The organism is Paenibacillus sp. J22R232, from assembly GCF_056269165.1.
The window spans coordinates 74,068-99,168 of the sequence record NZ_JBWDNK010000010.1 but is presented as its reverse complement, the minus strand read 5'-3'; the positions used below and the strand labels follow the sequence as shown (position 1 = coordinate 99,168).

The following is a 25,101-nucleotide window of genomic DNA, read 5'->3' as shown; positions in this document are numbered from 1 at the left end:
ACAGCATACCCGATCCGAAATCCGATTTCAGCTAAAAGATGGGGAGAGCGGCGCAGAAAACCTTCCCCTGACAATAAGGAGAAGGTTTGCGGCGACTCATGCGATTACAAGAAATAATATTTGCTCAAATCTTTGCCCGCCAACCCATACCGCTTGAAATGCTGGTAATGCGCATTGTACAGTTGGCCGTTCTTCGATGGAGAATAGGTTAAATAAAGCTGCTTGCGGCTATTCTCAGAAGTATTGGCTCCACTCTGATGCGGCGTGAAGGAATGGAAGATGATGACGTCACCGGGATTCGTTTCGACAATCTCGCCTTTCTGCGGGTCGATCTCTGCGATTTCGGCCGCGTTCATATTGCGAAGCTCGCCTGGCGTCGAACGTAATCGGTCATGATAACCGGGGAACAGCTCCAACCCGCCGTTCTCTACCGTCGCGCCGTCGATGGCGATCATGACGCTGATCAGCCCTTCGATCGGGAAGCCTTGCCACCACGCGGAGTCTTGATGCATGCTGTAGCCATTCGCTCCAGGCAGCTTGAAGATCAGCTTATCCTTGAACAGCAGCGGCTCATCCATATAAATGTCGCGCAGCGGCGAGAGGATACGCTCATCCTTCACCAGTTCTGCAAACAACGGCGAAATATCATGTACCGGATCCATTCTTTCAATCTTCACGTCTCCATTCGCGTAGCTCTTGTAGCCGGCGCGCACATTGCCGCGATCCATGAACCGCTCCGTCGTCAGAAGTTTGTCGCTTTCCGCTTGCAGAACGCGTGCTTCTTCCTCGCTGAATACGTTGCGAAGCACCAGGTAACCTTGCTCGTTATAACTTTTCACTTGCTCGTCGGATAACAGCTTAATATTGCTCATCTTCATTTCCCCTTCACTTTTTTTTTGCGATCGACTTCTTGATTTCTATATTAAACGCCTTTATTTACTTTTGACATGCACACCCTTATACTATTTCATATACTTTTTTCCCAATTTTCCATGAGAGGAGATTGCTGCTTGCAGACGTTGGAAATCAAGAGAAGCTACATCAGCGGAATACGCGCGGAATTTAAGATGGAGGAAGATCAATACAGGGACTGGGTCATGCTTGCCGCGTTGTCGGGACGTTTTTCCTTCGCGATGGAACAGGGAGTCCGAATCGAAGAAGAGGACGGCAATGACGGGGAGAACCTGTCTAAGGACGGCGCTCCCAAGGAAGCCTCGCTCAAGGGGAGCGCATCCAAGAACGGCCTACCCAAGGTCATCCCCTTCGACGAAGCTGGTTACGGCGAGCTTGTCCTTTGTCCTCCCGGCATGAAGCTGAAGCGGAGAGTGCTAGAGCCTCTATCCTTCCTGTTTATCGAGTTCGCAACCGAGCAAGCACTGCCGCACGGCAAGCTTGCCATTCGGGACTTGCAGCGGTTGGAATCCACCTACCGTTATATGCGCATCGCATGCGCGCGTTCAGAGGAAGGCGAAGGCATGGACTATATCAGTCACTTCGTTGGCGACTTGCTAGCCATGCTGTCGCTGGAGCTGGCGTCCTCCGCAGACAGAAGCCGCAGGACGAAGCAGGACCCTGTCATGGTCGGAGTCCAGAGCTATTTGGAGGAGCACGCCCTGGAATATGGCTGGAATATAAGCCAGTTGGCCGATGAGCTGGGCATCGGCCCCTCGCATTTGACTAGACGGTTCCAGCAATCGTTCAGCCAATCTCCAATCGAATATGTGACCGCTCTCAGGCTGCAGAAGGCGCGGTCGCTGCTGGTCGAGACCGACGATACGCTCGATCATATCGCGGAGCAATGCGGATATCAGAACGCCTTTTATTTCAGCCGCATGTTCAAAAGCAAATGCAAAATCAATCCCTCCGAATATCGCAGAAATCATCGTTTCTGAAGATTACCGATTGGCGTATTTAATTTAATGCTTCACAACCATCTACTATCTGTTAAACCTTTTATAACCGTATTTCGCTTGTTTCTTCTTCGTTCTTTATCCTTCGGTAACAGTAACGAGCAGGTCGTTAATAATCCAAAGGGGATCCTTGCCGGCTCATTGCGATATAAGCTTAAAGGAAGAACGCTGCACATAGAAAAAGCTGCCAGGGAAAATCCCATGGCAGCTTTTTCTATGTGTCCTTGAATTAATGTGCATATGAACGGAGCCTGCTTTAACAAACATTTTCTTCATATTTCCTCTAATTATGATTTTCTCCCCAAGCACGCATGGCTTCTGCTGCGAAATTGGCAACCATATCGAATCGGCTGCTATCACTGATATGATGACTTTGAATAGCTCCCCGTAATATAGGTTTTCAAGAAGCTATTGCTGAACTTTCCATGAGGATCGCATTGATGGAGCAATTTTTGAAAGTCGGGCAATTTCTCATATAATGATTGGATATGGACGGGTTCCATGGCAAACAGCTTCCCCCAATGTGGACGGGCACGGAACGGAGCTATCTGTTCTTCGATTAGTGGTAATATTTTCTCAACGGCGATCCAATCCGCTTTCCACGTAAAGTGAATAGCCACCGAGTCCTGCTTGTAACAAGGGCTCATCCACAGCTTGTCTTCCGCAATCGTGCGAATCTCGGATACATAAAGGTGTGGCGATATGTAGTCCCTTATTCGGTCGATCGCACAAAGTGCTTGATAGGCTAAGCGGCGCGGCACGAAATATTCGCTTTGCAGCTCCTCACCGGCGCTTGGCGTGAAATCCATGCGGAAATGCGGCAGCCTTTCATGCCATGGCCCGGGGATGCCAAGCTGCTCGCTGCAATTCTCCGCTGAGTGTCCTGGCACTGGATGACGATTCTCGCTTGCGAGCATGGCGCCAAAAAATTCGGAATGCTCCTCGGCAGGGCTATAATCTGATATTTCCCGCTTTAACCAGACTTGATTGAAAGCGTTTGTCTTCCAATCCGTGAAAAGACTAACACTGTACGCACTAGAGAAGATATCGTCGAAATGATCATTAAGCTGTGCTAAAGGCATATTTTCGAATACATACTGACTCATCTGAAATGCGGGAATCACATCTAAAGTGATTTGCGTGATAACCCCCAGTCCCCCAAGCCCTACGACCGCTCCTTCGAGGAGCCCAGCTTGTTGATCACGGGAGAAAACGATCCTCTCCCCATCCGCTTTGACAACTTCCAAGGAATGAACCGCTGTTGCAAGATTGCCGTTCCGGTCGCCAGAGCCATGAGTGGCCGTTGAGCACGCGCCTGCAATGGTAATGTGCGGCAGCGACGCCAAATTGTGCAACGCATAACCGTATCCGTGCAAATAATTGCAAAGTTCCCCGAATCTAATGCCTGCCTCAACCGTAACCTTATTTCGATTTTGGTCTAATTCGATGACACGGTTGAGCTTGTGAAGAGAGAGGAGGCTCTCGTTGCAATCAGCGATTCCATTGAACGAATGACGGGTGCCAAGCGCCTTTATTTTATTGCTGCGTGCTACTAATTCTTGTATTTGTTCAACGGTTTCCGGAACATGGAGTTCTGAAGCGCTATACTTATAGTTGCCTGCCCAGTTTCTATTGTTTTCCAAATATATACACTCCCGTTAAATCGAATGAATGAACTGTGCAAATGGATTGATATGTAATAAAAACATTCCACATCATATAGGAGTATCCTGCCCTTTGGCTAAAAAAAAATGAACAGTCCGCCGCAGCGCCAGCTCATCCATATTGTAATCAACTATCGTTCCCCTTGGCTTAAATCCTTTATTTGCGATGAAACCATTCAGGTAACGTTACCCTTTCATTTAGATCATGATTTAAACATGTATTTATAATAGGCTGGGAATTCTCGTATTATGGAGTAAATATCTCTAAATTCAAAGATTTTGGCATGAGCTGCATACACTTCTTTCCTATCCATTTTTCTAAACGCTAATTTTGTTCGAGACACATGAAAATATTGCGTAATAACCATAACCGAATCCAATTGTAATTCATCCATAATCCTGCTGGAATTTTGGGCGGTCATATAGGAGTTGTACCCCTTATTATCCTCTATAATTTTATCTTCCGGTATCCCTTTATCAATCAAGTAGGTTTTCATAACCTTTGCCTCATCGAAACCTTCCTTGCCAATGCCGCCACTGACAATGATAAATGTAAAATATTCCCTTTCATAAAGCACTACGGACGTATCTAATCTTGCTTTTAACCGCTCGGATGGCAGTCCGTTAGCTTCTACTTTATTTCCTAATACTACAGCTACGTCAACAGGCTTCAATTCATCATTCAACCCATCTATGATTACGAAAGCAGAGTGAATGATAAACCAGATGAAAAGACTTGCTGCTGCTATTAAAAATCGTTTCATGAAAACAAAGCTCAATATCTCACCTGCATTCGCTTATTTTTTATCCGTAATCCTATCTAAATATTATCATACTTGGGAGTATGAAACATTCCGCACAGACGCCCCATTACTCACGTGTTTATTATGGCTCCCCACATTATCGCCTCATTCAGGTGAGGAACAGCAGCAATTAGATTGTGAGCGTTTGGTTCCTAGGTATAACACTCCCCTATTAAAACCCATTTTTCTAAAAATAGTTTGTAGTCTACCTATTAGTCCATGCCTAAAAAAATCGATTCACGTACACTGAAACATCATTATAGGGAGGTGTCATTATTGGGTTGTCCTGATATAAAAAAACGGTGTAAAAAGAAAGCCATTATTGTGTGTCCTCCAAAAGGAAGAAAAATGAAACGTCATCATCGAGTCAATAAGAAGATACCTTGTAAAAATTGTCCCCCGCCTACTGGACGGCAATTACTTCGAGGACTTGCCGGAGCAATTGCAGAAGCTGGGCCGGCAGGACTAGCAGGAGCACTTGGACCAGCTGGATTGGCTGGACTTGCCGGAGCAATTGGAGAGGCTGGGCCAGCTGGATTAGCGGGACTCGCTGGAGCACTTGGCGCAGCGGGGCTTGCTGGAGCAACTGGTGCTGCTGGGCCTGCTGGGCCTGCTGGGCCTATTGGAGCAACTGGTGCTGCTGGGCCTGCTGGAGCAACTGGTGTAACAGGACCCTCAGGAGCTGGAGGATTAATTCCCTTTTCGACGGGGATCATCCTTAGCGGTGCCGCAGTCGTATCGGCTGCTCCAATATTAATGGGTTTTGGTAGTAGCACGGTCGAAGTTATCAACGGTGCTGGAGAATCAACTATGCCACCCGAGGCAGGCGGTTTTGCTTTCCCAATTCCTTTTGCGGGTACCGTTCATAATTTACAAATAAGTGCAGATCTATTGGTTGCTTCTGTTGTTTCTATAAATACGCTCGGTCTTCAATATGAGTTTACGGTGTTCCGCGCGCCTTCAGTTCCAAACAATGGGATTGACCATAGTACTTCATCTTACGTGACCACACCTTTGACCAGTTCTGTTCGTTTCGGATTTCCGAATAATATCATTACAGCTGGTACTTTCCGAACCGCAACCAATATTAATCTCGGGGGATCGTTAGTCGTTGCGGCGGGTGACCGTATTGGTATTCGCGTAAGGACGCTTGCATCGACGGATGCCTCCGCAGCTGACATCACGCAACTCTCATTCAGCGCCAGCCTAAATTATACACCTTCTTAATAACCCGCAAAATTCACCGAATTACTCTTTGTCACCTCAACGAGGCTGCCATTTCATGTCGGCAGCCTTAATAACGTTTTTCCACCAATAACGCAGCAGAGATGGATACTATTGAGTACAAGCCATGGCCATCTGCTGCTCCGCTGTAGGGCTATCCCTGTCGCATCTGCGCTTCCTTTCAAAACACCGCATGTACCGAAACGATAAAGCTTGTGTTAAGATAGTGCTGTTCTCACGCTCGCTGCTTGCAGGCGAACGATTATTGTTACATAGGAGGCTTATAGCGCATGGAATCCATCCATCGCTTTTCATTGATCCGGTCGCTTAAGGGCAGGCTAGCCATTATATTGACGGTTGCAACTATTATTCCTATTTTGCTCACCGGCTATATCTCCTACAGATGGATCTATATCGTACAAACCGAGAAAATCGAAGGCGACTGGCTCGACAAGGTTCAGCGCGAACGGGACGAGCTCGACCGGAAGCTCGATGAGCTTGGCCGCGTGTCGCAGCTCATGGATATCGAAGGCGGCATTGGACAAGATGTGGTCAACTTCATCACAAGCAGCAGTTCTTTTGACCGTGCCATTCTATATCGCAATATTAACCAATCAGTAGCCAACGTCAATTTTTCGAACCCTAATCTCGGAGTTATGTTTTATTATGCACCGGAGCAGGCAGAGCCACTGCTGTTTCCAAATGCCAACGTGAAGCTCCAGTTCAAACCCGAACATTTAAAAGCCTTTTTCAAGCAAAAGCTGTTCACTTATTACGGACCGCATGAATCATTAGACGAAGCCAATCGGTCCGAGCCTGTGTTCTCATTGCTCCGTAAGCTAGAATATGGTCACGGGCGCTACTTGTACGCCTACATCGAGACGAAGGTTATCGGGCTGGATACGATGTTCGAAGCCGCAGCCAAACCGGGCAGCTCCACGAATTCTCCCGTGTACCATGTGCTGACGGCGCCTGGCGAGCATATTGCCTATAGCAATATGGATAGCGGAGCAGAAGAAACCGGAAGAAGCTTCGCCCATCCTGAAAACGCATACAAAATATTTCAAGCGACCGGAAGACAGGGCTGGACCCTCTACCAGCTTATTCCGAAGGATGCGTACAACCGCGAAATGAACAAATGGCTTTCGCAATTTATGCTGTTTGCATCATTCTCTCTCGTGCTCGGCATCATCCTGGCATGGTTGATCTGGCGCATGGTGTACCGTCCCATTCGGATTATTAACCGCGAAATTACGAGATTTAGCGACAATCCGTCCCTAACTCGCATATCCGCAACCGGTTTAACAGAATTTAACCACATGTTGGATAATTTCCATCAGATGAGCCGCCGCATCTCGGAGCTCATTATAGACGTGGAGGATAAGGAAAAACGGCGCGGACAGCTGGAGGTGGAGAAGCTGCTTGTCCAAATCAATCCGCATTTCCTGCATAACACCTTGAACACCATCCAGTGGCTGGCCCGCATCGAAGGCCACTCCAACATTGCGCGGCTGGTATCGATTTTTACAAGGGTATTGCATTATAATCTGGGCAAGAAAAACATTATCGTAACGGTACGCGAAGAGGTCGATGCCGTTCGGGACTACATCGATTTGCAAAATATAAGATACGATCACTCTTTCAATGTGAAGCTGAGCATCGAGCCAGAATGCCTGGACGTTCCGATTCCCCGCTTTATTCTGCAACCGTTAGTCGAAAACGCGCTGTATCACGGCTTCGATGACGATGACCGCGGGGAAATCGAGGTTGCCATAACGCGGGCTAACAGCTCCTTGTTCCTTCGCGTGAAGGACAATGGCAAGGGCATCCCGGAGGACAAGCTCCTCGCGATGCTCGAGGAGGAGGACGATCAGCTCCGCAAGTCGGGGCTTGGTATTGGACTGCGCTATGTCAAAAAAATGCTGGACGTCTATTATGGCACGGAAGCACAATTAACGATGGAAAGCGGGACAGGAATCGGAACAACGATTGCCATTCGCCTCCCGGATACCTTAAAAGGAGTGGAAGCCCTTGATTCAGGCTCTAATCGTGGATGACGAAAGCTTGGTACGCAAAGGGATGCGGCTGATGTTCCCCTGGAGCAAGTTCGGCGTAGAAATTGCAGGCGAAGCCGCGACTGGCGAGCGGGCCATGGATTTTTTGCGATCCCACCCCGTTCAGCTAATGATGACCGATATTACGATGCCCGGGATGTCTGGCCTCGAGCTAATGAAAAAGGCACAGGAGCATGATCCCGCGCTGAAGGTCGTCATTCTCACCTGCCATCAGGATTTTGAATTCATTCAGGAGGCGCTTCGCCTCGGGGCGATTGACTATATCGTCAAAACGCAGCTGGAGGAATTAGATCTCGATGCGACCATGGAGCGGATACTCAAGGCTGTCCGGCAGGATCCATCGAGCAGCCATTCGGCCAAAGAGAAGCTCGTCCTCGCCCGCAAAGCGGCTGCTGAAACAAGCGCTGATCTGCAGTGGATCATGGAAGACGACAGGTTCAGCCTACTATCCCAAGCGATTAATAAGCTGGAGCAAGCGGGCGGCAGTGAGGCCCATTCCATTCTGTCCGCAGCAGCGGGGCGCTGGAAACGCAGCTTTCCGATGTTTGACTGGGAGCGGCGCCCCTCCTTGCCTAGCAGCGGCGGTACCGCCGGCTGGCTGCAAGGCATGCGATCGGAGCTGGCCGCATGGCTCAGAAGCTCCGCCTATTCCGAGGATGTCATCCGGGCGGTCGTCAAAGCCGTCGATCTGATTGCGGAGCACCCTGGCCAGCATATGAAGCAAAGCGAAATCTGCCAGCTGGTTAATTTGAGCAAAAGCTATTTCAGCACCAGCTTCCGGGATATTATGCGGCTGACGTTCAGCCACTTCCTGCAGACCGCAAGCCTTCACGCAGCGAAGGAGCTTCTCCTGTCTACGAACCATCCGGTCTATCTTATCGCTGAGAAATGCGGTTTTATGGACCAGCGTTACTTCAGCAAGCTGTTCAAGGAACAAACCGGCATGCTGCCAAGCGAATTCAGGCAGCTGCATGCGGAGCGCTCCTAAACCGAAGAGGCCCGAAAGCGGCTGGCGGCATCATCCGCCACGCGCGTTCGGGCTTTTTACCGTCTGCCGAAGCATCAGTCTGGAGAAAATATTCCTCATCTGGTGCGACGGAAATTTTCTGACGGCGCGGCAGTGCGGAAAATATTCTAACTACCTTCGAAATTGAACCACTCACGGCACATCGCAAGCGTTTGCTATACTTACGCTGCAAAGGAATAAAGATAGCAGAAAGGGGATGTCTGCACGATGAAAGGAAAAAAGGGAATAGCGCTTTTACTGTCTTCATTTCTCGTTCTTTCGCTGGCTGCATGCAGCAGCGGCAATAACGGAGGCCATGCACCTGAGGAAAGCGCGACTGGAGGTAACACGCCCAAGGACACCGCTTCAATAGCGCCCTTGGGAAAATACGATCCTCCGATCGAAGTAACCGCCGTTCGGGGAATTACCGAGGGCACCAAGTACGGAGAAGGAGAATCCATCGACAACAACGTGTGGTCGAAGGCTTACGAGAGCGAGCTTGGCGTGAAGGTGAAGTATTTGTGGACAACGCCAACCGCCCAATATGACCAGAAGCTTAACATCGCCATCGCTTCCGATGATCTGCCTGATATTACGCCCGTCAGTGCTTCCCAGCTGAAACGGCTAGTAGAGGATGGCGCTCTTGAGGATCTCACTTCTCTTTACGAGCAGTATGGATCGGAGCTGACCAAAGGCATTATGTCGCAAGACGGCGGCAACGCCATTAAATCCGCAACCTTCGACGGCAAGCTGTACGGTCTGCCGAATATGACTTCCGGCCTTGGACAAACCCATGTCCTATGGGTACGTACGGACTGGCTCCAGAAGCTCGGGCTGCCTGAGCCCAAAACGATGGATGACGTAATCAAAACCGCCGAAGCTTTCGTTAAGCAGGACCCGGACGGCAACAATAAAGCCGACACTTACGGTCTTGGCATCAATAAGGATATTTTCGGCTTCTATGCCGGCATGCAAGGCTTCTTTAACGGCTTTCATGCTTATCCGAACACATGGGTGAAGGATGCCTCGGGAAAATTAGGCTATGGCAGCGTACAGCCGGAAACCAAAGCAGCCTTGCTTAAGCTGCAGGAACTCTATAAGCAAGGCCTGCTTGACAAGGAGTTCGGCACCAAAGACGCGTCCAAGGTAAGCGAAGCTGCCAACGGAGGCAAGCTAGGTTTGTTCTACGGCTTCTTTTGGAACGCAGGCTGGCTGCAGGACGGAAAAAATGCGGACCCTACGATGGAGTGGAAACCGATCTCGATCGTCTCCACCGACGATCAGCCGGCCAAAGCTCAAGTGCCTTTTGCAATCAACACGTATTATGTGGTCAAAAAAGGAGCGAAAAACCCGGAAGCAGCCGTTAAGGTGCTGAACTTCGACTTTGAGAAGCTATGGGGCGAAACGGCCCAACCGGATGTTTACAGCGTAAACAACAACACCGCCATTTTCGAATACGCACTCCTCTATGGCGAAGCGCCTCGCAAAAATCTCGACGCCCATCTCCATGTGGTCAAGGCATTGGAAGCGAATGATCCCTCCGGCCTGAACACGGAGGAAAAAGGCTACTATGACAATATATTGGCGTTCCGTGCGGGAGACCTTAAGCTGTGGGGCAATGAACAGATGTACGGGCCTGCCGGCTCCTTGTCGGTCATTGACGGCTATTCCAAAAAAGCGCAGCTAGTCGATGACGCATACTTCGGCGCGCCTACGCAAGGGATGACCGACAACAGCGCTACGCTTCAAAAGCTGCAGCTAGAAGTGTTTACGCGTATTATCATGGGCGGCTCAATCGACGAATTCGACCAATTCGTTACCCAGTGGAATGATCTTGGCGGCAATACGATTACCGGAGAAGTGAACGATTGGCAGGCTTCCCAATAAGGGACGCCTCTCCGGCAAGAAAGAGGCGAATAACCAATGAAACGTAGGACCATCCGAGAGCTGCCCTTTCATCTGATGATTCTGCCGGGCTTTCTCCTGGTGTTCATCTACAGCTACGTGCCGATGGCTGGCATCATCATGGCGTTCGAGAGACTGGTTCCGTCCAAGGGGATGTTTCGGTCCCCGTGGGTCGGATGGAAAAACTTTGAGTATATGCTGCATCTGCCCGGGACGCTTAGCGTCCTCGGCAACACCTTCTTCATCGCAGGCATGAAGATGGCCGCCGGCATTGTCGTCCCCGTCCTGTTCGCGCTGCTGCTCAATGAAGCGCGCAGCCGACTGTTCAAGCGCAGCATCCAGACGATTATTTATTTCCCGCATTTTTTGTCCTGGATCATATTAAGCGGCATTCTTATCGATATTCTCTCTCCGTCAACGGGTCTTGTGAATGGCTTGCTCGGCTCGCTGGGCATTCCGTCTATTTACTTTCTCGGCGATCCTGACTGGTTTCCGTTCACGCTTGTGCTGACGGATACTTGGAAAGAGTTCGGCTACGGAACGATCGTGTATCTTGCCGCTTTAACCAGTATCAATCCAGCCTTATACGAGGCGGCGTCCATGGACGGGGCAGGCAGAATGAGGCAGACGCTCAATGTCACGCTGCCCGCCTTGCTGCCCATGATCGTCTTGATGTCGGTGCTAAGCCTAGGCAACGTGCTCAACGCCGGCTTCGAGCAGGTGTTTAACCTGTATAGCCCTCAGGTGTACAAGACCGGAGACATCATCGATACGCTGGTATTCCGCATCGGGCTTGAAAATGCCAATTATGGCGTCGCTACTGCCGTCGGGTTGTTTAAATCAGTTGTTTCCTTCGTCATGATCGGCGTTTCCTATATGCTTGCTTACCGGCTGACAAACTATCGGATTTTTTAGGAAAAGTGGGTTGACCATGAATAAACACGCTTCGATAAGCAGACGGACGTTTCTCGCGTTCAACTATTTGTTCTTAACCGCCGTAGCCATTGCCTGCCTCTTTCCCTTGCTGAATGTGCTGGCGATCTCGTTCAGCTCCAGCGCTGCCGTAAGCGCGGGGAAAGTAAGCCTTTGGCCCGTCGACTTCAATCTTAAATCCTATTCCTTCGTGCTGGGCAAGCCCGAGTTCGGGCAAGCCTTCTTGATTTCCTTGGGCCGGGTGGCCGTCGGCGTTCCGCTTAATATGCTGCTGACCATCCTGATTGCCTACCCTTTGTCCAAGCGAAGCCATGAATTCCGCTTCCGCAACGCTTACGCGTGGTATTTCGTCGTGACGATGCTGTTCAGCGGAGGCCTGATTCCCTGGTACATGACCATTAAGATGACCGGCATCATCGACACGTTCTGGGCCATGATCTTGCCTGGCGCCGTACCGATCTTCAACGTTATTCTGCTGCTTAACTTCTTCAAATCGCTGCCCGATGAAATCGATCAGGCCGCCCAGATCGACGGGGCTAGCCGGTGGCAGGCTTTGTGGCAAATCGCCGTGCCCCTTTCCGCTCCGGCAGTCGCTACGCTTACGTTGTTCTGCATCGTGACGCACTGGAATTCTTGGTTCGACGGGTTGATTCTAATGAATAGGCCTGACAACTATCCGCTGCAAAGCTATCTTCAGACCGTAATCGTCAATCGGGATTTGTCGCTAACGGCTGCCCAAGACATTTTGAAGTGGGCAGAGGTATCCGATCGTACGTCCAAAGCGGCTCAAGTGTTTGTAGCCGTGCTCCCCGTCCTGTTCGTCTATCCATTCCTGCAAAAATATTTTGCGGAAGGCATCGTAATGGGCAGCGTTAAAGGTTAACGGCGAGACAACATCCATTCATCATCCAACAGAGGAGTAGAGAGAAATTATGGCAAAAATCGCATTTATCGGTGCAGGAAGCACCATTTTCGTCAAAAACGTACTCGGTGACTGTATACTAACGCCAGCGCTTGCCGATGCGCATATCGCTTTGCATGATATTGATTTGGAGCGCTTGAAGGAATCGGAAAAGATGCTGATCAACTTAAATCAGAATCTAGGCGGCAAAGCGACCATCAAGGCCTACGCTGACCGACGGGAAGCGCTTAAAGGCGCAGACTACGTCATTAATGCGATCTCCGTCGGAGCCTTCGAGCCCGTCATCCGCAGCGATCACGAAATGCCGCGCAAATACGGATTGAAACAAACCTATGCAGATACGCTGGGCATGGGCGGCTTGTTCCGTGGACTTCGGACGATCGACGTCATGCTGGAGTTCGCACGGGATATGGAAGAGCTTTGCCCCGACGCTTGGTTCCTGAACTATACCAACCCGATGGCTATTCTGACTGGCGCGGTTTTGCGAGAAACGGGCATTAAAGCGGTAGGCTTGTGCCACAGCGTGCAGGTTTGCGCGAAGGAACTGCTGGAGGGCCTCGGCATGAGCGCGGAGGATGTACGCTGGCGCATTGCCGGTATTAACCACCAAGCATGGCTGCTCGACATTACGCGCGGCGGCGAAGATCTGTATCCGGAGATCAAACGCCGGGCAGCAGCGCGCAAAGGGCCGCATGATGACATGGTCCGTTACGAAATCATGAACACCTTCGGCTATTACGTAACCGAATCCAGCATGCACGGTGCCGAATACGTCCCTTATTTCATCAAGAACGCCTATCCGGAGCTGCTGGAGAAATACAATATTCCTACGGAAAATTACAAGGGCTGGGGAGATAGCAACAAGCTATATTGGGAACAAGCGATGAATGGGCTAGTCAACAACGCTTCCGTGACGCACACGCGCACGCATGAATACGCTTCTTATATCATGGAAGCGATGGAGACGAATATCCCGTACAAAATCGCTGGCAATGTGCTAAATACCGGCGGGCTAATATCGAATCTGCCGGAGGAGGCTTGCGTAGAGGTATCCTGCATCGTAGACGGCGAAGGCGTCACGCCTACCCGCTTCGGAGCGCTTCCGCCGCAGCTCGCGGCGCTTAACCGTACGAACATTAATATGCAGCTGCTCACGATTGAAGCGGCGGTTACACGCAAACGCGAGCATATTTACCATGCGGCACTGCTGGACCCCCACACAGGGGCAGAGCTGCCTATCGACAATATCAAAGCGCTGGTCGACGAAATGCTTGACGCCAATCAATATTTGCTGCCGAATTACCGGTAATTTTGCAACTTTTCTAAGCAAGCAGCTGTCGCGCAGGTCACGGTTACGGCCTAAAACATGATTTTCGGAGAGTTATATTACCCCTATTGATTCAAAACATGATGAAAAGGGTAATCATTCAATAAGTGGGAAGTGGTATCGAAACACAGCGCAAACCGGAATACCATTTTAGATTCCGAAAGGTTGTTGGTTCACCATGAACACACGAAAAAGGATAGAAAATCCGAGACTTCTGCTTCAATACTTTTTGAGTAAGACGTAGCTTGAGAAGTGCATGTTTGAAATAAACCGCTTCCCACTATAAGAGGACTCTGCGATACATCTCGCGGGGTCCTCGTTTTATGATGGTATCCGTCTAGGAAATTCGAAGAGCCTGCCTTCTCATCCACATCGTTGCAACCCATTTTTCCCCTTTAATTACGGGCGTACCTGCATGAAGGGTGAAATCGTTTAATTCATGGTTGCTATAAAAATATTCAAAATAGACAGCCATGCCTTTGTTGGGGAAAATCGAGATATTAAGATTGGGGAACGCCGTTTCTCCGCCTTCCTCGACGTCATTCAAATACATGACGAGCGTACTAATTCGATTGTTAGCGCTTGCCCGGCTCGTTTCCGCGAAGAAATCATAATGAGGTTGATACTCTTGGCCAGGGGTATACTGCAGAACTTGCAATCCGTCACCATGCGCGATCGGAATATTCATAATTTGTGAGAATCGCTTCTCGATTCTAGTAACCATCTCGTTCTCCTCACAGAAAACTCCGCTGCTCGTTCTAATTGGATTGACTGCATGGTCTCCACCGATTTTCGAACGCTGCAATTGTTCCCTAGAATGTGTGATTAGCTCATCGCACTCCTCATCGCTAAGCACATTGCCTAGTACGACAACCAATGGTGCTTCATACCTCGCAAGAATGCGAATCTCTCGATCTTCTGTCTTGATCGTATTTCCGGCATGATCAAATATCGTCCGCTCATTCTCTGTCGTATCCCCTATCATCCTTATACAGCCCCTATAGTATGACTTGCACCACACAATAACATACCATAAACTGGAACCGCTTACTCTATTATTTTCAGAAAAATCAAAATAATTATATTCTGAACCTATATCGTTATTCGATAATTTAACAAATAGCTGCTAGATCGGTCTGGCCCGCGGCCGTCAGCGCTCTTTTTCTGACTCATCTTCAAAGATATCTTTAAACCGACGAATATGATCAGGCAACGTGTTTTCAAGGAAACCCCAGAACCCTTTCTCATCGAATTGATCACTATACAACAGGTTTGGTAGATTGTGAAATGCATCAGATAGATTATTGATCTCAAGCATAGTCCGTTTTAATTGGATGGGATTATATTCTGCCGACATTTTAGGTGATGATAAAAGCCTTATTTCTAATAATAAATAATACATCAGCTTCACATAAGCGCTTCTCTTTTTCTCATCCATGATCTCATTCCTTTCTAAAAGGCTCAGTAATAATAAAATCAGTACCAAGTAATGCTTATTACTTCTAGCCTGCCCGTTCGCTCAATGCGATCTCCAGTCTACTCATATGCGATTGAAGTCTACGACATAATCGGTCTATTACTTTAATTTCCCTTGGACAAGCTGCTGCTCACAAAAAGCGGTCAAAAAAATCGCGAAGCAAGCTGCTTCGCGATTTCCATGCCTATAAACGCTTCAGGAACGATACGATCGTCAGAAGCCCTTTATCGAAATTGTCCAGATTAAAATGCTCATTCGGCGCATGCAGATTCTCGTCCGGAAGACCAAAGCCCATCATAACGACAGGAGCCGCCAGTTCGCGGAAGAAGGTTTCGACGATCGGAATCGATCCGCCGTCTTTCGTGAACAGTGCTCGCGTGCCGTAAACGTCTTCGTATGCATCCGCAGCCAACTGCAGCATCCGGTCGGAAGGATCGATGTTGAAAGCGCGGGCCTTCTCGCCGTCTTTGATTTGCAGCTTGGCGCCGGGCTGAATATGCTTCTCCAAATGCCGTTTAATCTTGTCTAGAATGTCCTGCGGATCCTGGTCTCCAACAAGGCGGCACGTAATCTTGGCATGCGCCTCCTTCGGAATGACCGTCTTGGTGCCTTCACCCTGAAATCCGCCGTAAACGCCGTTCAGTTCAAGCGTAGGCCTCGCTCCAACGCGTTCCACGAAGGAGAAGCCATCTTCACCGTATAACGAATCAAGACCCAGACTTGCCTTCAATTGATCTTCATCCAGCATCTGCTTGGCGAATTCTTCTCTCATGAGCGGTGATAGCTCCGGCACGTCTTCATAGAATCCGTCGACGCTAACGCCGCCCTGATCATCATGCAAAGTCGCAAGCAGCGAGACGAGGGCATGAAGCGAGTTGGGAACGCCTCCGCCGAAAGATCCGGAGTGCAAATCCGTATTCGCGGTGTTTACAGTGACCTCAAGCGAGCACAATCCCCGAAGTCCCGTGCTGATGGCAGGCTTGCCCGGCTCTAGCAACGATGTGTCCGATATCAAAATGACGTCTGTGGCCAGCTTGTCCCGATTCGCCGTCAAGAAAGGAGGAAGGCTCCGGCTGGAAACCTCTTCTTCCCCCTCGATGCATAGCTTGATATTAACCGGAAGCTCCTCTTCCTGCTTCAATATGGCTTCTATCGCTTTGATGTGCAGAAATACCTGCCCTTTATCATCCGTTGCGCCCCGGGCGTACAGCTTGCCGCCCCGGATATCCGGCTCGAAGGGTGGCGTCGTCCACAAATGCAGCGGATCGACTGGCTGCACGTCGTAATGGCCGTATACCAGCACGGTAGGTTTGCCGGGAGCATGAAGATGATCGGCGTACACGATCGGATGACCGTCGGTTTGATGCACTTCCACGTTCTCGAGACCTGCGCGGGTGAGCGTCTCCGCAAGCCATTCGGCCGCCTTGTTCATATCCGCTTTATGCGCGGACAGCGCAGATATGCTCGGGATGGACAACCATTGCTTCAGCTCGTCCAACTGCTGTTCCCTTACGTTTTGAAAATAAGCTTCATAACTCATTAGTGGTTTTATCCTCCATTCGATTTATATCCCTATCATATACCTTTTCATCCTTGTTTATTATATACTTTTGACATTTCATATAATGGCTTCTGACCCGTTTCTATAATTTACTCCGTCACCATTAACGGTTTCGCTAACTATCGCGTAATTGACTTCTATACTCTGTTGGTCCCATTTCGGCATATTTCTTGAATACTTTCGTGAAATGGGAAAAATTCGAATATCCAACCGATGACGAAATCGAACTGATAGGAATATTCGTTTGCGTTAACAATTCCTTCGCCAGTTTGATTCTTTCCAGCAGTACATAGTCGGTAATGGTATGACCGGTTTCTTTCTTAAATAGTCTGGTCAGATGATCAGGATGCAAATAGACCTGTTCGGACACCGTTTCCCGGGATAGATCCTGGTCGATATTAAGGGCAATATAACGTTTAACCGTCTGTACGACGGAGTCGCTTTCCTTCACTGCCTCCGCTTGATTCATCGCCTTGCTGACGGCATGCTCGGCCCACATCATCATATCCTTTATGGAGCGTCCTGCCGCTTCCGAGATTCCTCTCGATTGTTCATCTCCAAATAATTGATTGGCGTGAATCCCTCTACTGTTCAAGTACGAGTAAAGCACCTGCATGAAATTTTGGTTGAATTGATGCAAAAAATTAGCGTCTAGCCCTTGATTCCGATCGGGGTCTCCGAGAAACGCACCCACCTCATACATGACGGATTCCTTCGTGCCTGTCTTGAGCAGGGAAGACAATACGCTCCATTCAGGCATTATCATAGGCTCGTCACTAAGTTTGGCATCCTCATAGGCATGAACCTTGTTAACCGATGCGACATTGTTTCGATCCCGTGCTTTTAAGTCTGCCACCATATTAGCCATCTCATGAACTTGAACAGGACCACCGCAATAGCAAGAAAGATCACAATAGAAATATCGAATGCAAGCATTAATATAATTGCGGCAAGCATCATGTACTTGATTAATGGCATCATTCGCCCCACCATCGACAGAAACAATGACGAGAAGCATACCGCGATCAAAATGAAAACAAATGCCGTTATTATAATGGCTAATAATGATTTCTTCAGCAGTATTTTTAAGCGCATACTCCAGAATCTTCTCGTCGCTACGCCTGAGCGATTTGTTCCATCTTTGAACGCTGATCAATATGGGAATAAAAAACGAGTCCTCCGCTATCGGAATATGATGGCGTTCAATCTGCTCTCGAACCGCAGCCGGGTGAAGGGTGGTCGAATGATTGATTAGATTTAGCCAAAAATGCTGGATGATTAGGGAATGATGCTTCAACCATAGTTGATGGGATACGCTATTCCTACTGATTTCGGTATTCCGATCAATCACGCCTTGGGCTTTACGGATCGCTTGTTCCAAATCGGTAGCGCGCACGGGTTTCAGTAAATAATCGAGACTCCCGAGCTGCAGCGCTTCCTTCGCATATTTAAAGTTGGTATGGCTTGTCAAAAATATTGTTTCCGTGTTTGGATGGTGCTCCCGGACCCAAGCTAATAGCTCCAAGCCGCTGCCTTTTGGCATTTCAATATCGCAGAGCATAATATCAATGTTCTCCCGCTCGAAGATATCCATTGCTTTCCTCATGCTATAGGCCGTAAACAATCCCGAGATTCCCAGCTTGTTCAGATCGAGATCTGCTTTCACACCTTCTATGGCATGAACCTCATCGTCAACAAGGAGCATTTGATAAGTCATGACATTTCCTCCATTTTCGGGTTGGTAGGAAGGATCATTTCCACTACCGCTCCGCCGGTTTCCTTATCGTTATCATATTGAACGGATACAAACTCGTCATACAGCAAGCCTAAACGGCGCTGAACGTTCCAAATACCGGTATGCTCGCCTTTATCATTCTGGACGCTTCTTCCTGCTTGCAATACCTCAAGCACTTGATTATTAAAACCGCATCCAGTATCTTTAATCGTTATTTTCATCCTCGAACCGCTCTCTTCATCAAAGAACTTGATCCGAACATCTATATGGATAGGTTCATCATCCATTGTTACAGCATGCTTAATAGCATTCTCGACAAACGACTGCACAATGAGTGGCGGCACAGGTGTATCCATTAAATAATCAGGAGCATCGATGACCCAGGCCAGCTGGCCGGGGAAACGCAGATTCTGGATATTCAGATAGTTCCGAGTATGTTCAAGCTCATCGCTAAGCTTAACGAACGAAGTCGTACTGCGGAACAAAAAACGAAAATAGTGTATCAAAGCCTCTGTCATTTCCATAACTAATTCAAAGTTCTTAACCTTGCCGAGATTAAAAACAATGTTCAAAGCGTTAAGGAAGAAGTGGGGATTCACCTGCTGTTGCAAACGCTGCAGCTCTTCCCTTTGTTTATTCAATTGTTCTTCGAAAACGTTGACGCGAAGCTTCTGAATTTCGGTCATCATGGTGTTGAATGATTCACCGAGCATTATAAACTCATCTGACGACTTCCGCATATCAACCTGCGTGCTCCAATTGCCGCTGCGCACTTTCTTCATGGCAAGTAACATTCGGCTGATCGGAGTCAGGAACGCTCGTCTCATCAAGTATAGGCCAATCGGGATAAAAAACATGGATCCGATTGTAATGATCCAAATAATCCGCTGAAGATACGGAAGGTTAGCTAAAATATTCTTGTCGGGAATAAGGGTAATCATGCTGAAGTTCCCTCGATTGGAGTGCTCGCCTACAACAAGAAACTTCCGGTTCGAACCGGACAAGTAATAGTCCGTCAAGTTCTGATCGAGTTCAATACCGTAATCTTGTACGATGCTCGTACTCGTAATCGGTTCACCTTGATCATTGGCGAATAAAATCTCGCCTTCCTTTCCCATCTTAAGGGCCCGGAGTGGTCCCAATAACGTATCCGTGCTAATCCATGAACCAAGGTAAGCATCTCCTGCTTGGACGATATCGATTAAGTAATGATTATTTCCGATCTGGTGATACTGCCATCTTTTAGTTAAATTACCTTTCACAATCCCTTGTTGATGAATCATTTCGATGATTGTATTTTTAACGTTTTCTTTCTCTTCGTTTGAAAAATTGAATGTATTGGGAATATCCATATATTCTTGTCTTTGCTCCTCATATACAAAAAACGAGTTCACTGAAGGATACAAAGCAATGTCTTTCGAAATGGATTTGAATAAATGAATTTTTGCCGTGTAATAATCATCATCTGATACGGATTGGCCGACCGACAGCAAGTCGTTGCCAAAGGCTACCGTATTCATGTATGAATCCACATCGTTCAAGCTTACGTCGATTTGATTCATATACAGGCTTAACGTATCTTTGTACGAATCGGCAACTTGCTCGCGCACGACATGAATCGCATAAAAGTTGTTATAGATAAGCATGCCGACAAGCGGCAGCGTCATAATGAGTACACTTAAAACTAGCTTCACCCGTAATGAATTCGCAGTTATATGCAATGTAAAGAAATTCATGTTAAACAGCTCCTTGTTCCGCTCGCTCTTTATCCCATCATACAAGCAAGGAAAACGAAACGCCATAACCGGAGTGCTTCCAGTCATGGCGTATTGGACGGTGGCTACGTTATGATCAGCCTTTCACGGCACCGATCATAATTCCCTTAATGAAATACTTCTGAAAGAAAGGATAAGCAACCAGAATCGGAAGAACCCCGATTACCGCGATGGCCATCTTCACCGAATCGGAAGGCATTTGCTGCAAGGCATCGCCTGAGTTTGCACTCATATTCGTGCTGATGAACTGAACGTCCTGCATAATGCGGTTGAGCAAGTTCTGAATGCTGAAGTACTCAGGTTTGGTAATATAGACCATACCGTTCTGCCAATCGTTCCAATACATAATCGTTGTGAACAAGCCAATCGTTGCAATAACTGGCGTTGATAACGGAAGCACGATCGACCAGAAGGTCCGGTACTCCCCCGCTCCATCCAATTGCGCGGATTCGATCAACGCCGGCGGGATGGTAGTCTGGAAGAACGTCCGCATCAGCATGACGTAGAATCCGTTCATAAGCAGCCCTGGAACGATCAGTGCCCAGATCGTGTTCTTAATGTCGAAGAGCTGCGTATACACCAGATAAGTCGGTACAAGACCGCCATGGAACAACATCGTGAAGAAGACGATAAACATAATAACATTCCGATGCGGCGTCTCGCTCCTAGCAAGCGGGTACGCCAGTAGCGCTATGATCGTCAGGCCAATTATCGTTCCTACAACGGTTATGAATATGGTAACGCTGTAAGCACGCGCAATATCCGAGCCTCTTTCCAGCAGGTAGGTATACGCATCGGTGCTGAATTGTTTAGGGATGAAAGAGTAACCGTTCGCGATAATGGCGTCTTGATCCGTTAGAGATGCCGAAATGAGCAGAATGAACGGGATGATGCAGACTGCCGCGAATAAGAACATTGCGATATGACTAAACCATGTTAAAGCTCTGCTTTCTGTTTTCATGTATGCCACCCCCTTAGAACAGTGCGTTATCTTTGTTATATAGTCTTACGGAATAGTTCGCCAATACAACAAGAATGAATCCGACGATGGATTGATAAACGCCGGCAGCCGTAGACATCCCGATATCGCCGTTGCCCGTTAATCCCCTAAATACGTAAGTATCGATCGTAGCCGTTGTGTCGAACAATGCCCCCGAATTCATTGGCACTTGATAGAACAAGCCGAAATCGGAGTAGAAAATCCGGCCGACGTTGAGCAGCGTCAGCATAATAATGATCGGAGTCAGCATCGGCAGCGTAATGCGGAGTATCTGCTGCAAGCGGTTCGCGCCATCGAGCCTTGCCGCCTCATAGTACTCCTCGTCAATCCCAAGTAAAGCGGCGAAAAATACGATGCTGGAGTAGCCCACTCCCTTCCAGAAATTCACCAGCGACAAAATGATTGGCCAATATTTCGCTTCGCTGTACCACAGGATTCCATCCTCGATGCCAAACCACGGAAGTACGGTTTTATTAATGAACCCCGTATCTGCACTCAGCAAGGCGTATACTAGGTAGCTGACGATTACCATGGATATCAGATGCGGCAGCGTAATAAGGCTTTGATACGTCTTTAACAACGCCTTGTTCTTGATTTCATTAAGAAGAATCGCACAGGTCAGCGATAGTGTCGTTCCGAGCGCAATGAAGACAACATTATATAGAATGGTGTTCCGCGTAATAATGAAAGCATCTGAAGTTTTAAAGAGGTACTCGAAATTCGCGAGTCCGATCCAATCGCTTTGTAGAATACCCTTGGCGAAATTCACGTCTTTAAAGGCGATAACGATCCCCAGCATGGGGAGGTAGTTATTGATTAACAAGTAAAGAAGACCGGGAATCATCATAATCAGCAGCGGTGAATATTTCCTGTAGTTGATCTTCTTCTTTTTCTTTTTCTTGTTGTCCCGCGGGACGGCAGTTGATGCGATTTGTTCCATAAGCGAATCCCTTCCTTGTCTTTATCTTATGTTTCATACTCTCATCATAAGGGACAATCCAATGTGTAACTAACAGTATGTCGACATTCTCAATAGTGAATTATCGACATCTATCGAGCCGAAACAGACGAAAGCGCCACAAGCGATGTGGCGCTTTCGTCTCTTGCACATTTAAGTACCAAATAATCGTACAGGGCCTAACAATCCGCTTGGTTCAAGCTGACCTAAGCGCGAGAAGAAATCAGGCGTCTCCTTAACAAGCGTATTGGTAACTTCAATGGAAAGATTATTATTGCCATTCAGGATGAGATCGCTTAGTTCAAAACGGTATGGAGCGGAAATACGCACTCCCGCAGATACGCCGTTCAAGAACACTTCTGCCGTTTCATATGCCTCCCCAAGATCAATCACCGCAAACTCCCCATTTGCAGCCGACCAACTCAAATTAGCTTCATAACGAAACGTCCCGGAGAAGGACGGCAGCAGCTCTGGTTTGCTTAAATCGGTGACCTCGGCTATCTCTTTCCAAGGATTAAATACCGGGTATTGTTCGGAGGTTGACGTTGATACTGACCAAGGGCCTTGGATCGATGCAATTAACTTCTCATTCACCATCCGCTTAGCTGCATCTACTTCACCTTGCTGTGCGCCTGCAATGACAACAATCGTTTCTGAAGCCTCCAATTTGAGCTTAAATGCCGTACGGTCTCCTTCTTTCACGCTATCCAACTGATGAATCCGATTGGCATAGGCATCGTATACTTGCACATATTCCGAAACAGGCAGATGAATCTCCGTATCCACCTTAAAGCTCGGATGTTCGTTAAAGAACATGAAAACGTCCATGTCCGAATGCCTCATATGATAGGAACGTAAATAAGGTACGCTATCCGTGATATGAATATCGTAGTAGCCGGATTTTTTCAGTCTATCCGCAAGTTCATCAAGCGGAACAACCTCTACCCTTTCGTTCGTTCTGAGGAGGTCAAGCCGATCAGGATTTAAATTCCCCTCACTCGATCGGCTTGGAAGACCGTTAATGAAGAAGATGGGCAATCCTTGCTCAGCCAAACTAACGATACGAATCAATACATTCCCTGGAAGTGCCTCGCTGTACGGAACAATCAAACAATCAAAGGATTCATTCAGCATCACGAGCTTTCCGTCCCGTACACTGACATCGTTAACAATAGTGTCGCAAGGCAATACATCGCAATCTATCTGATTTCTGAGCAGTTCTTTGACAGGCTTATGAAAATACATATATTCTCCTGACCACTCTGCCTCCGCATGGTAAAGAACGGCTGCCGTCGCAACATGCGTACCGCCCGACAGCAGATGGCTCAGCCGGTTCGTATAATCATTCAAATATTTGTAATAACGAAATTGCGGGTTCTTCCCTCTGGCATAGAGATGCGGGGGGCAATCCCTATCCGGATATTCTTTAGGCGAGAAGGCATGCGGAACGAAATAATTCACGCCACGAACAAGCATATGGTCGGTTAGCCATTTCATCAACTTCAGCCCTTCCGCCCAGCCGTAAGCACCGAACACCTCTGCCATCGTGCGGCCTTTTTTCTTCGGATCCAGATGAGCAAGCGATACCGCCATTTTGGCCATGCCGTAGTTAAAAAACTCCGAATCCCCTTCCCCTACAAACCCTTTTGCCGGAATATCATCGAATCCAGGCCTGAGTTGCCAGAGCACGACATCCAAGCCAGACATATCTTGTCCGCCAAGCGCCCGATAGAAGTGGCCTGCGCCGCTGCCGAGGCGAGCATGAACATTGCTATCTTCCAATACATGACCGATATATTCAACCCCACGCTCCCGGCACCAATCGCCAATTTGTTCGGTGAAGTTCACCGCATATAGCTTGCTTACTAGATTCATATAGCTGTAACGGATTCGCGACATGCTCTCGCCTCCCTCATGCCAGAGAAGAGGCAAATACTTTCTGTATGCAGAGCCGAACTCCTGCTCCATCAAGCTGCACATCTCCCGGCTCCACGGCAGCGAAACCCCTTTTTTGCCTGGCTTGGAGTTAAAGTCCCATGTATCTTTATCGTTATAAAATCCCGGTTCATCGGAGAAAAAGCCCGCCAGCGTCCCGCCAAAATCGTCCTTATAGCGTACGTAGAAGGACTCATGTACGGTATCGATCAGTATGCGGACGGATTGTGCATCTAGTAGGTTGATATAGTCCTTCTTCTCCGGGTCGCCGCCATGTTCACTTTCAATCAACGAGAAGATTCTCCAATATCCATCCGGAACGTTCCAATATAACATCCCATTCTCGACTAAGTGAGTCAATTCAATAGCTTCTTCCGTTAATACGCCCGTTACCGAATCACGCTTAACCGCAACAACGGCGAACGTTGTGCCTCCGTTGCTATAGCCCGGTGCATAAGGCAATGCCGATACGATGAACGAAGAGTGATCTCGCGGTCCGATGGCATCAACATGGCTTTCTGACACAAAGAGACGGCGAAGCTCAGTTGGCGCATCACTCACTCGGCCTGCCGCATGGCCTGTCGGGAAGTGGTCATCATCGAGGATCCATACCCGCATGCCGCGCGTTCTCGCCTCATCCATGATCACATCTATATCTTTCCACCATTTGGGACCAAGAAAATCCGGATGGGGTCTCGCTTCCACGCAAACTGCCCGAATGCCCGACTCATGGATCCTAGCCATTTCTTCCCGAAGAACGTCTTCCTCTTCACCATGCTGCCAAAAGAAAGGCAAAATATAATTATCTTCTTTTCCAGTTAGCACATCTTGCAGTTTCGTTTGCATACACAACTCGCTCCTTTTCGTGGAGGTATCCACCATGCTCTAATA

At 48.3% G+C, this 25,101-nt stretch carries 19 protein-coding genes; 8 read left to right on the top strand and 11 right to left on the bottom strand.

Going from position 1 to position 25,101, the window contains the following annotated elements; all coding sequences use genetic code 11:
* Nucleotides 1–104: 104 nt before the first annotated feature.
* Nucleotides 105–872, bottom strand: coding sequence for a phytanoyl-CoA dioxygenase family protein (locus tag AC0YN3_RS24025; RefSeq protein WP_162341485.1), 768 nt, complete (start codon nt 870–872; stop codon nt 105–107).
* 138 nt (nt 873–1,010) lie between these two features.
* On the opposite strand from AC0YN3_RS24025, the gene AC0YN3_RS24020 reads away from it, so the two are divergent.
* On the top strand, nt 1,011–1,892 hold the full coding sequence (locus AC0YN3_RS24020; protein WP_475777471.1) for a helix-turn-helix domain-containing protein: 882 nt from the start codon (nt 1,011–1,013) through the stop codon (nt 1,890–1,892).
* Nucleotides 1,893–2,266: 374 nt separating this feature from the next.
* Here AC0YN3_RS24020 and AC0YN3_RS24015 read toward each other — a convergent pair whose 3' ends face one another.
* Together AC0YN3_RS24015 and AC0YN3_RS24010 are read right to left on the bottom strand one after the other, a co-directional pair.
* A complete protein-coding gene (locus AC0YN3_RS24015) occupies nt 2,267–3,553 on the bottom strand; it encodes an FAD-binding protein (RefSeq protein ID WP_475777470.1) in 1,287 nt (428 codons plus the stop codon).
* A 224-nt stretch (nt 3,554–3,777) separates the two neighbouring features.
* Nucleotides 3,778–4,338, bottom strand: coding sequence for a YdcF family protein (locus AC0YN3_RS24010; RefSeq protein ID WP_475777469.1), 561 nt, complete (start codon nt 4,336–4,338; stop codon nt 3,778–3,780).
* A gap of 387 nt (nt 4,339–4,725) precedes the next feature.
* On the opposite strand from AC0YN3_RS24010, the gene AC0YN3_RS24005 reads away from it, so the two are divergent.
* The 7 genes from AC0YN3_RS24005 (at nt 4,726) to melA (ending at nt 13,751) form a co-directional block, all read left to right on the top strand.
* Nucleotides 4,726–5,604: a hypothetical protein gene (locus AC0YN3_RS24005; protein WP_475777468.1), complete on the top strand. Its 879-nt coding sequence runs from the start codon at nt 4,726–4,728 to the stop codon at nt 5,602–5,604.
* 287 nt (nt 5,605–5,891) lie between these two features.
* Nucleotides 5,892–7,658 (top strand): sensor histidine kinase, encoded by a 1,767-nt coding sequence (locus tag AC0YN3_RS24000; protein WP_475777467.1) that lies wholly within the window; start codon nt 5,892–5,894, stop codon nt 7,656–7,658.
* Nucleotides 7,633–8,664, top strand: coding sequence for a response regulator (locus AC0YN3_RS23995; protein ID WP_475777466.1), 1,032 nt, complete (start codon nt 7,633–7,635; stop codon nt 8,662–8,664). Before AC0YN3_RS24000 ends, AC0YN3_RS23995 begins: the two co-directional genes overlap by 26 nt.
* A 246-nt stretch (nt 8,665–8,910) precedes the next feature.
* Nucleotides 8,911–10,569 carry an extracellular solute-binding protein gene (locus tag AC0YN3_RS23990; RefSeq protein WP_475777465.1) on the top strand — a complete coding sequence of 553 codons (1,659 nt, stop codon included), beginning with the start codon at nt 8,911–8,913 and terminating at the stop codon, nt 10,567–10,569.
* A gap of 36 nt (nt 10,570–10,605) precedes the next feature.
* Nucleotides 10,606–11,502: an ABC transporter permease gene (locus tag AC0YN3_RS23985; RefSeq protein ID WP_475777464.1), complete on the top strand. Its 897-nt coding sequence runs from the start codon at nt 10,606–10,608 to the stop codon at nt 11,500–11,502.
* A 16-nt stretch (nt 11,503–11,518) separates the two neighbouring features.
* Entirely contained in the window at nt 11,519–12,403 is an 885-nt protein-coding gene (locus AC0YN3_RS23980; RefSeq protein ID WP_475777463.1) for a carbohydrate ABC transporter permease, read from the top strand.
* A gap of 49 nt (nt 12,404–12,452) precedes the next feature.
* Nucleotides 12,453–13,751 (top strand): alpha-galactosidase, encoded by a 1,299-nt coding sequence (melA, locus tag AC0YN3_RS23975; protein ID WP_475777462.1) that lies wholly within the window; start codon nt 12,453–12,455, stop codon nt 13,749–13,751.
* 355 nt (nt 13,752–14,106) lie between these two features.
* Here melA and AC0YN3_RS23970 read toward each other — a convergent pair whose 3' ends face one another.
* The 8 genes from AC0YN3_RS23970 to AC0YN3_RS23935 form a co-directional block, all read right to left on the bottom strand.
* Nucleotides 14,107–14,754 carry a 2OG-Fe(II) oxygenase gene (locus AC0YN3_RS23970; protein WP_475777461.1) on the bottom strand — a complete coding sequence of 216 codons (648 nt, stop codon included), beginning with the start codon at nt 14,752–14,754 and terminating at the stop codon, nt 14,107–14,109.
* Between the two features lie 165 nt (nt 14,755–14,919).
* Entirely contained in the window at nt 14,920–15,207 is a 288-nt protein-coding gene (locus AC0YN3_RS23965; RefSeq protein WP_475777460.1) for a hypothetical protein, read from the bottom strand.
* Nucleotides 15,208–15,430: 223 nt separating this feature from the next.
* Complete coding sequence (locus AC0YN3_RS23960) at nt 15,431–16,786, bottom strand: dipeptidase (protein ID WP_475777459.1); 1,356 nt, start codon at nt 16,784–16,786, stop codon at nt 15,431–15,433.
* A 136-nt stretch (nt 16,787–16,922) separates the two neighbouring features.
* Nucleotides 16,923–18,524, bottom strand: a complete 1,602-nt coding sequence (locus AC0YN3_RS23955) for a response regulator (protein WP_475777458.1) — start codon at nt 18,522–18,524, stop codon at nt 16,923–16,925.
* A complete protein-coding gene (locus tag AC0YN3_RS23950; protein WP_475777457.1) occupies nt 18,521–20,278 on the bottom strand; it encodes a sensor histidine kinase in 1,758 nt (585 codons plus the stop codon). The genes AC0YN3_RS23955 and AC0YN3_RS23950 overlap by 4 nt, the downstream gene beginning before the upstream one ends.
* A gap of 115 nt (nt 20,279–20,393) precedes the next feature.
* The gene (locus tag AC0YN3_RS23945) at nt 20,394–21,278 is read right to left on the bottom strand and encodes a carbohydrate ABC transporter permease (protein WP_475777456.1); all 885 of its coding nucleotides are present in this window, start codon (nt 21,276–21,278) and stop codon (nt 20,394–20,396) included.
* A gap of 13 nt (nt 21,279–21,291) precedes the next feature.
* Complete coding sequence (locus AC0YN3_RS23940) at nt 21,292–22,257, bottom strand: ABC transporter permease (RefSeq protein ID WP_475777455.1); 966 nt, start codon at nt 22,255–22,257, stop codon at nt 21,292–21,294.
* A gap of 171 nt (nt 22,258–22,428) precedes the next feature.
* Nucleotides 22,429–25,056, bottom strand: coding sequence for a glycosylhydrolase-like jelly roll fold domain-containing protein (locus AC0YN3_RS23935; protein ID WP_475777454.1), 2,628 nt, complete (start codon nt 25,054–25,056; stop codon nt 22,429–22,431).
* Nucleotides 25,057–25,101 lie beyond the last annotated feature (45 nt).